Annotated in this window: 13 protein-coding genes; 6 read left to right on the forward strand and 7 right to left on the reverse strand. The window is 46.4% G+C overall.

Annotation, left to right across the window (positions count from 1 at the left end):
• Positions 1-26: 26 nt before the first annotated feature.
• From AC3WQ3_RS11595 to AC3WQ3_RS11610, 4 genes are all read right to left on the reverse strand, one after another.
• Positions 27-1061 carry an aminoglycoside phosphotransferase family protein gene (locus AC3WQ3_RS11595; RefSeq protein ID WP_492472343.1) on the reverse strand — a complete coding sequence of 345 codons (1035 nt, stop codon included), beginning with the start codon at positions 1059-1061 and terminating at the stop codon, positions 27-29.
• Between the two features lie 17 nt (positions 1062-1078).
• Entirely contained in the window at positions 1079-2050 is a 972-nt protein-coding gene (locus tag AC3WQ3_RS11600; protein WP_492472344.1) for an SMI1/KNR4 family protein, read from the reverse strand.
• Positions 2051-2203: 153 nt separating this feature from the next.
• A complete protein-coding gene (locus AC3WQ3_RS11605) occupies positions 2204-3235 on the reverse strand; it encodes a ribonucleotide-diphosphate reductase subunit beta (RefSeq protein ID WP_095291792.1) in 1032 nt (343 codons plus the stop codon).
• Positions 3236-3605: 370 nt separating this feature from the next.
• Positions 3606-5939, reverse strand: a complete 2334-nt coding sequence (locus AC3WQ3_RS11610) for a ribonucleoside-diphosphate reductase subunit alpha (RefSeq protein ID WP_492472345.1) — start codon at positions 5937-5939, stop codon at positions 3606-3608.
• Between the two features lie 754 nt (positions 5940-6693).
• Between AC3WQ3_RS11610 and AC3WQ3_RS11615 the strand changes: the two genes are divergently transcribed.
• Entirely contained in the window at positions 6694-7020 is a 327-nt protein-coding gene (locus AC3WQ3_RS11615) for an MTH1187 family thiamine-binding protein (RefSeq protein ID WP_095291795.1), read from the forward strand.
• Between the two features lie 145 nt (positions 7021-7165).
• Here AC3WQ3_RS11615 and AC3WQ3_RS11620 read toward each other — a convergent pair whose 3' ends face one another.
• The 3 genes from AC3WQ3_RS11620 to AC3WQ3_RS11630 form a co-directional block, all read right to left on the reverse strand.
• Positions 7166-7687 carry a stalk domain-containing protein gene (locus AC3WQ3_RS11620; RefSeq protein WP_249281219.1) on the reverse strand — a complete coding sequence of 174 codons (522 nt, stop codon included), beginning with the start codon at positions 7685-7687 and terminating at the stop codon, positions 7166-7168.
• 320 nt (positions 7688-8007) lie between these two features.
• On the reverse strand, positions 8008-9114 hold the full coding sequence (locus tag AC3WQ3_RS11625) for a hypothetical protein (protein WP_492472346.1): 1107 nt from the start codon (positions 9112-9114) through the stop codon (positions 8008-8010).
• 47 nt (positions 9115-9161) lie between these two features.
• Positions 9162-9563: a helix-turn-helix domain-containing protein gene (locus AC3WQ3_RS11630; protein WP_154896592.1), complete on the reverse strand. Its 402-nt coding sequence runs from the start codon at positions 9561-9563 to the stop codon at positions 9162-9164.
• A 391-nt stretch (positions 9564-9954) separates the two neighbouring features.
• Here AC3WQ3_RS11630 and AC3WQ3_RS11635 point away from each other — a divergent pair, with 391 nt between their 5' ends.
• From AC3WQ3_RS11635 to AC3WQ3_RS11655, 5 genes are all read left to right on the forward strand, one after another.
• Complete coding sequence (locus AC3WQ3_RS11635) at positions 9955-10059, forward strand: sporulation protein YjcZ (RefSeq protein ID WP_192262833.1); 105 nt, start codon at positions 9955-9957, stop codon at positions 10057-10059.
• A gap of 50 nt (positions 10060-10109) precedes the next feature.
• Positions 10110-10214 carry a YjcZ family sporulation protein gene (locus AC3WQ3_RS11640; protein WP_212677023.1) on the forward strand — a complete coding sequence of 35 codons (105 nt, stop codon included), beginning with the start codon at positions 10110-10112 and terminating at the stop codon, positions 10212-10214.
• Between the two features lie 234 nt (positions 10215-10448).
• Positions 10449-10766, forward strand: coding sequence for a hypothetical protein (locus tag AC3WQ3_RS11645; protein ID WP_183525959.1), 318 nt, complete (start codon positions 10449-10451; stop codon positions 10764-10766).
• A 521-nt stretch (positions 10767-11287) separates the two neighbouring features.
• Positions 11288-11884 carry an RNA polymerase sigma factor gene (locus AC3WQ3_RS11650; RefSeq protein ID WP_492472347.1) on the forward strand — a complete coding sequence of 199 codons (597 nt, stop codon included), beginning with the start codon at positions 11288-11290 and terminating at the stop codon, positions 11882-11884.
• A complete protein-coding gene (locus AC3WQ3_RS11655; protein WP_492472348.1) occupies positions 11881-12864 on the forward strand; it encodes an anti-sigma factor domain-containing protein in 984 nt (327 codons plus the stop codon). The genes AC3WQ3_RS11650 and AC3WQ3_RS11655 overlap by 4 nt, the downstream gene beginning before the upstream one ends.
• Positions 12865-12972: the final 108 nt, after the last annotated feature.

Below are 12972 nucleotides of genomic sequence, written 5' to 3' on the forward strand. Positions count from 1 at the left end.
TATTCGTTGCATACAGATCGGTTGCTCTAATCAATCAATCCAAGCACAGAATCGATATAGTGCTGCGCCCAGACTGCAAAAGGCAGATCTGCCTCCCATGTGACCCGATTGGTTGCTTTGGCTTCTCCCCAGACGAGAATACGCTGATACAGCAGATGAATCCCTAAGCGAACGGCAAATTGTTTGCATCGCTCTTTGTCATCAGCGCAGACAAGTTCCCGGTAAGTGTACAGAAAGCGCTTGGCAAGCTCGGGCTGATTTTTATGTATATACATGGCTGTCATTTTGGTCAAATCTGCCGTACCGTCCCCGAAATAGGAGGTGGTAAAATCAAACAGGCCACTAATGCGCCAGTCGGAAGCATGGTCGCCAACCTTCTGGATGACAAAGTTCTCTACCTTGAAATCGCCCATGACAAATCCCGGAACGGGCATGGCTTCAAACGCAGCCTCTGCAAGCCTAAGCTGTTCGTCCACCCAAGCTATATCTGCATCCGTAATGACAGAGTACTTCTGGGCATCCAGCAGCCAGTGACGGATGGTTCCATACAGCCAGTCAAGATAAGTCCCCGCAAAGGGAACGATTCGTTCGGCTATGGGGTCATACTCGCCTGCATCCGGTACTTTCCATCGATGCAGTTCGATCAGGCTATGGGCGAGCATGGAGGCAATCTCTTCTTGCTCATCCTGTCCGAGTCCAGCCTGGAGCGAAGAATCATACAGGTGTTTTCCCGGTAAACGAGGCATGATCGCATAACTCCAACCCAGCAAGTCCGTGTTTTTTTGCAGCAGGTAGGGAACGGGTACAGGAATGGCGGTGTGCTGAGCTAACTGCTGGGCGAAAAACTGTTCTTCCTGCAGCTGTCCAACATACAACGGGTTGCCTTTCAAAATATACTCCCCTTGAGAGGTACGGATGAGCAGTGTCTGGCCCATCACTCCCTTTTCGGTTTGTTTGTATTCTTCAAGGATTCCCAGGTCGAATTCATGGAGTGCTTCTTGAAGTGAAGAGAATGGAACATCGCCAATTTGGTGGGTAGCAAAATAAATTCGGGTTGTCATAAGGGCCTCCTGCCGGTTTAGTCCTCGTCCTCTTCGTCCAGATCGAATGTTTCCTCATCCACCAGTCCACGAACAAATGCTTCAAAGCACGGTGCCAGGTAAGTGATCTCATAGTCATCTTCCTGGTCCACATGGACAACGCAGGGCTCACCTTGCGGACCGCAGAAACGATAATCCAGCATCACGACATCATGACCGGCAGATGGACAGTCACAGATCACAATGCCCAGATCAGGATATCCCCAGTCCTCAATCATGAAGCGACTTCCCATTTCTCCGGTAAGGGAATAGGACTTGTCATTCCCAATGCCCATCATGCCGGTAATGGCGATATGATTTTCCGCCCAGGATGTAGCTTCTTCTGTAGGGAAAACGGTACGTGCAGGAACTCCACCGTTTTGAAAGTTCATTAATTGAATATAGGAAGCAGGCAGTTTGTAACCCAGTTCCTGCTCAGTAGAGATGATTTGGCTTTCATCAAAAGGAGAAGAAACATAGCTGCTCTGTGCATAGTCACTCTGCTCCCAAAATGTGGAGGGATCATAGGAGCCTGAGGCCGCTCTAAGATGGTTCTGGATCCCGCTTTGTTCCCATTCAGCCAGCTTCTCTAGATGACGCTGCCGGTCCCGCTGCATTTTTACAACTTTGGAACGGGTTGAATTCAGGAATTCGAGTGTCGAATCATCATAGGGCTGAAGCCGGTCAGCCTGTTCAAATGCTTGCAATGCCTGATCATATAAGGCCATATGGTAATAGGCATAACCCAGACGGAATTGCCAGAGAGGATCCCACTTGCCTTGCTCTTCAACGGACTTAAGCTGATGAATGGCTTCACGGTATTGTGCATTATTGTTATATGCTCTCGCAAGATGACCTGTCAGGTCATAATTCCGATCAGGTACAGGAATCTGTTCAATGCGTTTGATAATGAGACCAAACAGATCCTGGTCATTCCAGGTGTTCAATTGATCAAGCAGTTCTCGTTCCATCCTTTAGCCTCATTTCAATAGGAGATTCAAACCTTCTCCATTATATCCCAGAATTTTCATCCATGGGGAGAAGGGTACAAATCGTAACAAAAACACTCCCATAGAGGGAGTGTTTTATGGATATATTGTGTCTTCTGTATGTTATATCTGAACTTACAAATCGTCGAATCCGTTGTCGTCGCCGACTTTACCATAGTTACGGGATTTCGCCTCGAAGAAGTCTGTTTTTGTTGCATTGAGTGCTTCGTCAGAGAAAGGCTTGATCCAAGGCATGCAGTTTACATCCACGCCTTCGTAAGCTTTATCCATGCCCATGAGACGCAGACGTTTGTTGGCGATGTATTTGATGTAGTCTTCCAACTCGTTCAGGTCAATTCCACGAACATTGCTGAGCGTGTAGTGTGCCCAGTTGGTTTCCAGCTCGACAGCACGGTCGATTGTTTTATAGACATAGTCCATGTTCTCAGGCGTGTTCAGTTCAGGGAAATCAACAAGCAGCTGTTTGAACACTTCAGCGAAGAAGTAGCAGTGCTGATTCTCATCACGCTGAATATAAGAGATCATCTGGCTGGTTGCCATCATCTTCTGGTCACGAGCCAGGTTGTAGAAGAAGGCGAATGTACTGTAGAAGAAAATCCCTTCAAGTACTAAGTCGGCTACCATGGCTTGGAAGAATGTTTGTGGAGACGGCTCGTCCCGGAAGCTTTGATAGATGTCGGCGATAAACCGGTTACGGTCGAGCAGAACGGGATCATGTTTCCAATATTCAAAAATCTCTTTTTGCTCCCGATCGGACACGATGGAGGACAGCACGTAAGAATACGATTGGTTGTGAACGACTTCCTGTTGTCCGATAATGGCTGAGATCGCTTCAAGCGAAGAATCGGTGAAGTACCGTTTAACGTCACCTACAAACATCGTTTGCATGGAATCGAGAACAGCCAGCAGGGAAATGTTGATTTTGAATGTACGCTGTTCTTCCGGATCCAGTTGGGCGAATTGGGATGCATCCTTGGACATTGGAATTTCGTCAGCGATCCAGTGGTTGAGCAGCAGTACTTTGTACAGCTTGTACATATGAGGCATACGAATGTCGTTCCAGTTCAGGATCCCGGAGCATTCACCTTCAATAATTCGAGTCGATTGGTTAGGTGCTTCTGTATTGAAAATTTTCTGTACTTGCATAATCCGTTCACTCCTTGAATGAATTTACACTGTATAACTACGATGACAGAACAACCTTCCGATCGCTGTTATCCCCTGGTTTTCTGATTCCTTCTTTCAAAGGGTAAAATCCCGTGATAGCGTATGCTTCCGAAGTAGCTTTCTTTCAGAAAGCTTTTAGGCGAGCGCTTCGCTTCTCCAGCTTTGTTCTGTCCTCTTCGTTATGGTGTAATATTTAGTTCATTTATACATCAAGTTCTATATGTGGCATCTATATCAACATCGCTGGGATGCTGTGATCGTAATTTGGGCAAAAAAGTACCAGGGCAGCGCCATTTTGCAATCAAAACAGGATGCCCTGGTGGTCATCGTGAATCTAATAATCTATCGATCAGCTTGCGCAGGAGTCACATTCTTCAATCGTCAATGCACGGCTGCGAACATAGTAGGTCGATTTCAGACCCGCTCTCCAGGCATGCAGGTGCAGTTCAAGGAACTCCGTTGCTTTGATATCAGGACGGACATACAGGTTGAAGCTTTGTCCCTGATCGACGTGACGTTGACGGGCAGAAGCCATGTTGATGGAAGCATGCTGATCCACCAGGAAGGCCGTTTTATAGTACCAGATGGTTTTGTCGGACAGGTCTGGTGCCGGGTTGGCAATCTTGTACGTTGTTTTCTCTTCATAGGACAACAGCTCATAGAGCGGGTCGATACTGGCAGTAGATCCGGCAATAATGGATGTTGAACCATTCGGTGCAATTGCGAACAACCATGCGTTACGTACACCGTTTTGCTGAACTTCAGCCTGCAGCTCTTTCCATTGTTCGGTCGTTACGAATTCGCCTACGCGCTCACCCGTCGTGTAATCCCGTTGTTCGAAGTACTTACCGCTCTCCCAGTCGGAACCTTTGAATTTCGGATAGTGTCCTTTTTCCTTGGACAGTTCCATGCTGGCTTTGACGAGCAGAAAGTTGATTTTTTCGTACAGGTTATCGTTGTAGGTTACAGCCTCATCAGATTCCCAACGGATGCCCTCAAGAGCAAGCAGGTGGTGAAGTCCGAATGTACCCAAACCTACGGCACGGTATTGGCTGTTGGTATATTGGGCTTGCAGTACTTCAATGTTGTTAATGTCAATGACGTTATCCAGCATGCGAACCTGAATCGGTACCAGACGCTCCAGCACGTTATGAGGCACGGCACGTGCCAAGTGAATGGAGTTCAGGTTGCAGACCACGAAGTCGCCAGGCACTTTGGAAATCACGATGCGTGTTTGACCATCCTTGGTTACAAGCTCTTCTTTTTCTACTACCGTTGCAGACTGGTTCTGCATGATTTCGGTACAGAGGTTGGAAGAGTATACCATGCCATGGGCACTGTTCGGGTTGGAACGGTTAACCGTATCACGATAGAACATATAAGGTGTACCTGTTTCGAGCTGTGATTTCATCACGCGTTTCATAATATCGATGGCTTGTACTGTAATACGGGACAACAGCGGGTGGTTTACCGCTTCTTCATACTTCTCGCGGAATGTGCCTTCGCCGAAGGATTCGTCATAGAAATCTTCCAAGCCGAGTGCGCGGCCGTTTTCGTCTTTCCAGCCCATGACCTTTTTCGTTTCATGCGGGCAGAACAGGCTCCACTCACCGCGGCTGGCTACACGTTCCATGAACAGGTCAGGCAGACATACGCCGTGGAATACGTCATGTGCACGCATCCGCTCGTCACCGTTGTTCAGCTTCAGATCCAGGAACGCCAGAATGTCTTTATGGAAGACGTCCAGGTAAACGGCAATTGCACCTTTGCGTGTTCCCAGCTGATCTACGCTAACTGCTGTATTATTCAATTGGCGAATCCATGGGATTACGCCGGAGCTTGTGTTTTTGTGACCACGGATGTCCGAACCACGGGCTCTGACTTTACCGAGGTAAACACCGATACCGCCGCCCATTTTGCTAAGTCTAGCTACATCCGTATTGGAATCGAAGATGCCTTCAAGGGAGTCATCCACTGTATCGATGAAGCAGCTGGAGAGTTGTCCGGCCACCTTTTTACCTGCATTGGACATGGTCGGCGTGGCAGCCGTCATATACATGTTGCTCATCGCCCAATAAGCTTCCTTAACCAGATGCATGCGGTTCTCTGCAGGCTCCTGGTGCATCAGGTACATGGCGATAACCATGTAGCGCTCTTGAGGCAGCTCCATTACTTTGCCGTCAAAGTCGTGTGCGAGATAGCGTTCTGCCAGTGTGAGCAAGCCAATGTAGTCAAAGAGCAAATCGTTGCGGTAATCAATGCATTCCGCCAATTCGTCAATTTGTTCTTTGGTGTAGCATTCCAATAGTTCTTCACGGTAGATGCCTTTTTTTACAAGGTCTACAAGGAGAGGATGGAATGCACCGTAAGGCTCGTCCGGATAAGATTTGTATCTACGGTTGGTAGCCGCTTTTTTGTAAAGGGACGTAAGCAGCGAGCGTGCCGCCGCGAATTTCCAGTTCGGCTCCTCTTTGGTTACCAGTTCCAGTGCGCTCATCATAAAAGCGTTACTGATCTCGTCTCCGGTTACTTCGTCACGACGAAGTTTGCTGTTAACCCCGCGTACCAAACGTTCCTTGTCCAGCATGTCCAGTCCTTCCAGGATACGGTCGGCATATACCGAGATACGCATATCGTCAAAGGCAAGCTGGCGGTTGTTCGGCTTGATCACAACTTGTGGCATGAATATTCCTCGCTTTCGCATGATTAAGAGATAAATTGGAGAATTCTTATATAAAGAATTGAGTGTCTTCTTACGGTGAGAAAAAAAATAGGTACATCAGGGTGGACTGCGGTGGTGACAGTTTGCGCATGCAAAGACCCCGTAACATAGGAGCAGCTTCAGAACATGATCATATAAAAAGCACTCCCCGCCTGACGGCCTGAAAATGCCCATGAATGCACTGGCTTCCTGACAGTCGCAAATGGTATGTCGACCGTAAGGTGCTATTATGTAAGGTTATGTCCATATCTAGTTGCGACTGTCATAGAGGCAACCGGGTGCAGTCCAAACAGCCCCGTTAACCTCGGCGTCAGTTCTGTTTCGAGAAATCGATTTTCACCTACAGGGACGTGCCTTTAAAGGTGATTCCATCCTGTTTTTCGCGAGATTGCAGAAGATGACTTTCAGAAGTGGGGAAACGCTTTGTCACTACATTTTGTTGCTGTTATCCTACTCTAACCCAACATCTTGTGTTTGTAAACAGGTTCAGCACACTAAAACGTAATTCCGAGTATACCATTTACGGCATGAATCCGCAAAGGAAAAGGACTGGAAGATTTGAAGATTATTCAAAAAAAATTTTTGTCCAAATGGAATGACGTCTTCACGTCAGTTTGAATTGTGATGCCTTCAACTGTTAAAATAAAAATAGTCAAAATTGCGCTAAATATAGCGACAACGGTAATCTACGAAGCAAAAAGGGAGGCGGAGCAGGATGGCAATAGCAGAAGTGACCGTAATTCCAATTGGAACAGGAACGACCAGTCTAAGCAGTTATGTGGCCGACATGCAGGCCGTATTGGAAAACCAGCGTGGCATTACATATCAGCTGACTTCAATGAGCACTATTATCGAAGGACCGCTGAACGAGGTCTTCACAGCCATAGCGGCTCTGCATGAAGCTCCGTTTCTATCGGGGGCCCAACGGGTCTCTACATCCGTCAAGATTGACGATCGGCGGGATAAACCGGATGCCTCCAGCATACAGAAGCTGCAATCTGTTCAGGACAAGCTGGCATCCCGTGAGGTACGTCCGAATTAGGGGTTAGAATGGGAATAGGCGAATTCCCTATTCTTCAGACAGGGAATATCCTTCTCTGCAGTAACCAGGTATTTCTCACAGAGTAACAGTACAGGAAAGAGCCTCACAGGAGACATACCCGGCGAGGCTCTTTATTAAAATATGATTACTTGATCAAACCAGCTTTTTTCAGATCTCCGCGATTCAATACCAGAGAACCCTGCAATTTTTTGTAACGAATTGTTTTACCCGATGGATCTGCTACCACCTTTTCTTCGTTTTCCTTAAGACCATTCGCATTAACACTCAGAATGGTTTTAAGATTTTTTGATACATTATAAACATCCGCTGAGTCTCCCTTGAGTGCAACGTCATATCCATTGGAGGCAGATAAATCAATTAGAGTAATCCAGTCTGCTTGAGTTTGACTCTTTGCAGAGAATTCGATAGAGCGGGTCGCACTTGCGTAATTTACTTCATAACCGAGAATTTTGGCAGCTTCACGAAGTTGTAGGTATGTATTGCCCTTATAAAGTAATTGATCGGATGTTACTGATTTGGACTGACCGTTAACAATAACTTTGAAGTTCGCCAACGTTGCTTGCACCTTTTGGGAGGTTGCAGCCACAGCCATGGAAGAAGAACCAACTAACATTCCTATAGATAAAGCAAGAATAACTTTTTTCATTTTCACCTTTATCATCAGCTCCTATGTAAATGTGTTATACCTGAGAATAATACCCTAATCAGGGATGATTGACACGGGTGAAATATATTATTTTTTTACTTCTTACGAATCATTATGAATGCGATTTATCGCGGGGAGTTGTACTTGGAAATAAACATAAATATATAGTTGGAGTGTAAAATTGGTTCTTACGATTTGTGTTAATAAAGTTATGATTATGACGAGGGGACTATGTGATTTCGTGTTTGTGATAACTAAATGAGGCAGGGAATGAAAAGAACTCAACCTTTTAGGTTGAGTTCTTATTTGTGCAAATGGAATTATTCAGCGATTACCAGTGAAGCTCCAATCAACGTGGAATTGGTAAAACCGCCTCCGACATTTTGGAATGAGTAGTTGGCAATAGGTGCACCGATTACGGTAGCGTAATCTCCATCAAGTAAATCTCCAGTTGTTGCTGGGTATAGTGCTGTAACATAGTTACCGTTATCATCCATAACAAGAACAATGGAAAAAGTTGATCCGAGAGAGTTATCCTCTTCAACCTGAATAACTTGTCCGCTGACACTGACGAAATCCTCATAATAGTTAGCCACGTTTTTATTAAGATGTCTGGTTGTAACTTTGGAGTCAACAAGACCTTTTGCCTTTTTGCGAAGATCCGCTGTACTTGCAGGGAACAAGTCGCTATTGCTGGCAATAAAATCGTAAGAAGCCTGATCTAATACAGCTGTGTTATCTGTGATAAAAGGTGTTAAATCATTGAAAAAATTTGCAGCTGTGCTTTCCGCAACCGTGCTTCCAGCAGTCTGTTCCAAAGGAGCTGAGATACTTAGGGAATTAATGATTTCGTTAACGGTATCCTGATTATAGGAATCTTTGGAATAGGTTATCGTCATGGTGTAGAGTTCACTATTAGTCGGGATCATGTACTGGACGAGAACTATATCGGTGCCGGAAGTGTGTGTATAGTTTCCTTCCAAAACACCTGCGTTATATTCCTTGTAGGGCTTATTGGTATAACTAACCTTCTTATAATTGGAAATGCCAATAGATTCACCATTTTGTGTGTAATAGTCTACAACATTATTGGCAAACTCTTCAGGATTAATTGAACCCGATGGGCTGGATTCGATGGTGAAATTAATGTTATCTGCAAATTGTGATGATGTTGACTGGTCTGAAAATGCTGCTTTGACTGCTGCATTCATTTGACTTGTATCTATGCTTTTCCAGTGATCTGGATAAGAAAATGAGACGCCTTCCCCACTGTATGTAGTGTATTTGGTAGTCTTAGCCTCGGCAGAGACAGTTTCTGTTGCACTTGTTGTTTCTGTTGTTGGTGTGTCTGCTGTTTTGGTTGTTTCTGAATTACCACAAGCACTAAGCAATGCAGTTAATGCCAGAATCGTAATAAGTTTCTTCATGATCTCTAATATCCCCTAATGTGCTTCTCATCGGATGAGATTTTTTCTTAAGTCATCGTGTGTTTACGGTGCTCCAGAGTTGAGTTCTCGTAGTTACTCATAATAAAGTTGAAAAATTGCAGGGTTTCGTTTTTAAGCTGATCAGGTGCACTAAGAAAACTCTTTAAGAAGGTCCCATGTACAGGATGATCCAGATATGAAATGAATTCTTGATTCAGATTCCTTATTGGAGATGCTAATGATGACTCGGGAGTTAGACCGATAAGATAATCTGCACTGGTGTCCAAAGTCTTTACTAAACAACATAAAGCTTCAGGATCAGGTTTTCTGTGATTGGTTTCATATCGGGACAATTGGACTATGGTGAGATCCGTTTTTTCTGACAATTCCTTCTGTGAATACCCCTTCATTTCTCTTAAATATTTAATGCGCTCACCCAAAGTAGGCATAAAGACTCCTTTCCACATGAATAGTAAAATAATAACATTACTAAATAAAAGAGAATATAAAATTACCAAAAAGGTAATTTTGGAACAATTAATCAACAGATTAATCTATAAATAATACCATTATGGCAATATTTGTGCATCCATTTTTAATGGAGTTATGCAGTTAGCGCCACTATATAAACAATTAAGCTCAAACATGCGCATCTATCCAAAGAACTAGTGGTTGTTGAAATATGCAATATAGAGAACAGGAATCCTTATCTAAGTAGTTGTTAAATAAATTAGGATGCTTATACGGTCGTGGACACCAGCCCATTTTTGTCTAGAGCCCGGTCTGGAAAAGGACTTCTGCATATAGTGAACTGTACCTCAAATCAAAGGAGGGTTTTACATGAGTGGAGTTGTAGGTGGATACGGCGGAGCATGGACATCGACTGGTGCCATTTTGGTTCTCTTCATCCTGTTGGTCATCATCACTAAATCTTTCTGGGTATAATAGCGTTTATTAGCCCCACACACGAATTCTCTGGTAAAGGAGGGTTCTCCATGAGCGAAGTCGGAGGCGTAGGATACGGCGGCTGGACATCGACTGGAGCCATCTTGGTTCTGTTCATTCTCCTCGTCATCATCACTAAATCTTTCTGGGTGTAATATAGCGAACTCTGCCGGTTAACCGGCAGGGTTTTTTTGGCTGTGGACAAGCTGGGCGGGTGGCTTGGATAGAAGAAGCATACATAAATTTAGATTGAAAAAACACAGGTATATCTCCACGCCAATCCAAGGCGAAAAGTGCCCATTTTATCCAAATGAGGGCCATAGCCCGGTCCAGCCGTAGGCAAAATACATAGCTTAGGGGTGTAGGCAAATGCTAAGGAGGAATGAACAATGAGCGAAGTTAAACCGAATTCACCGAACGGACAGGGACACGTATACGGACATATGGGAGGTCATGAACAAATGCATAGTTACCCATACACAGGTCACGAAATGTACGGTTACGGATGTGGAACAATGCCGCTTGGATACGGATATGGATACGGGTACGGACACCACGCGAACCAAGCTCCAGTCGTGCACGGTTATGGTTACAGCAAAGGCTGTGGAACTTCTTATGGTCACGGTGGGGGAAGCTGGGGATCCATGGGTACCATTCTGGTGCTTTTCATCCTGCTCGTGATTATCTCCAAAACCATGTTCATCTAATTGAAAACTTTTCGACAAAGCTCGGATAATTAAATTTAAAAATATGTAATCAGACATGGAAAAGCACCCGGAACCCAATTCCGGGTGCTTGGTTTGTGTATGTTTTCAATCTTCTCAAGAATAAGTGACTTCCAAAACAACAAAAGCCCTACCTCTCTTTTGTCCTTGCGGCTCCGATGACCGCGCCAGTGTGAATGGGAAAATCTTGTGAAACTCTGTTATACCGGGTTATTGTGATTCAGGTTCTTCAATCTCCATAGGTTGGTTGTACATATTCGCTGCGGTCGCAGCATGAAGAAAATATTCCGGGGTTAAAAGAAGATAGAAAATCAGTTGAGGTTTAATACCAACTTTAAGAGTATACCACAGTCTGTAATTTTTTGCAAGATAAAGGAAGGGTGAAGTGTGTTGCGAGGAAAATTCATGAAAGGTTTTCAGATTTTTTCTTCCATAAGGTAATCCTCTTCAAATGTTTTTTCGTAGGTTATAATGTTGAGGGAGATCAAGAAAGGGGCCCTCGCATGACTGAATCAATGGAGGACAGCAGGTTAATGCAACAGATCGCAGAGAGGGATACATCTGCACTGGAGCTTTTATATGACCGCTATGAGCGGGCAGTGTATTCGTTTGCCTACCGGATCGTAGGTGATCCAATGACGGCAGAAGAAACGGTACAGGAACTGTTCCTGCGAGTCTGGAATAACGCAGAACGATACGAGGCCTCCCAGGGGAAGCTAACCACATGGATGTTTGCCATAACGCGAAACATTGCAGTGGATATGCTGAGGCGCAAATCGAAAGGTGCCGCGACAATGGCGGTAGAGAACGAATCGCTGGCAGCGTATGCCGACGAACAAACCAATACGGAACAAGAAGTGGAGCGTAAGTGGGAAGGAACCCGAATCAGGGAAGCCTTATCTCAATTGAATAGCGATCAGCAGCAGGTTATTGAATCCATATATTACGGGGGATTAACGCAGCAGGAAGTATCCAGCCGATACGGGATACCGCTGGGTACGGTCAAGAGCCGGGTCAGGCTAGCAATGAAGCAGCTTCAGAAGCTGCTAGCCGATGCTGAATTGCAGCCGGACGCGGGAAGGGAGGGCAAACATCCATGATAGAGCGACATGAAGAGTGGTCTGATCTGGCACCGATGTATGTGCTGGGCGGACTGGAAGCCGAGGAAGTGGAAGCATTTGAGGCACATATGGCTACATGCGAAGCATGCCGCCAGGAAGTGAAGGAATTGCAGGAAGTCACCGGCTCCCTGCCACTCGCGGCGGAACCAGTTGCGCCGCCGCCGGGAATGCGGGCACGTGTGCTGGGCAACGTGCTCGGCAGCGCGCAGGAGAGCGCCGAGGCGAAGCCGGCGGCTGCTCCTGCGAAGCCTGAAGCACCCGAGGTGCTTCAGGCAACCCCGGCGCCGCAGCACGCAGATGCGGCGCAGCCCGGGCAGGGCATGCCGCCGAACACGGCGGTGCCTGCAGCCCGGGCAGAAGAGGCTGCACAGGCACCGCCATGGCAGCCGCAAGGGCGCGCGCGTGCACGCAGCAGCCGCGCCTGGCGTGTGGCCAGCGCAGGCCTTGCTGCGGCGGCGCTGGTGCTCGGCATCTACGCTGCGCAGCTGCAGAGCCGAATCGATGCACTCACGCAGCAAGCGGCCGGCTCATCAGCTGCACAGGAGCAGCTCGCACAGGCACAGGCGCAGAATGAAGAGCTGCAGCAGCAGCTTGCGGCTGTGCAGGAGCCATCGCGCTCCGTGCGCATGGGCGAAGCCGTGAAGCTTAGCCCTGCAGCACAGGACATCGTGGCGAATGGACTGGCGACCATCGTCATTGACGATAAGGGTACACATCTGGTTGTGCAGGCAGAGAATCTGCCTGATCTGGAAGGAAACGAAGCATTCCAGGTATGGCTGATCAAGGGGGATACACCTCAGAATGCCGGAACGTTCCTTAGCCATGATGGCACGGGTGCGGTGTACTACACATTGGATTCAGTCAATGACTATGACACAGTTGCCATTACTCTGGAACCGGATGCGATGGGTGACGAGCCTCGGGGGACGATGATTCTGGCTGCCAAGATTGAAGGATAAATAGAATAAGTGATGATACGAGGCTGTTTCCTGAGGGAAACAGTCTTTTTTTAGCTTGGAGCATGACTACAAATGGAGATATGCACATAGTGTAATATGCCAGAGATG

Source organism: Paenibacillus sp. FW104-T2 (assembly GCF_058789975.1).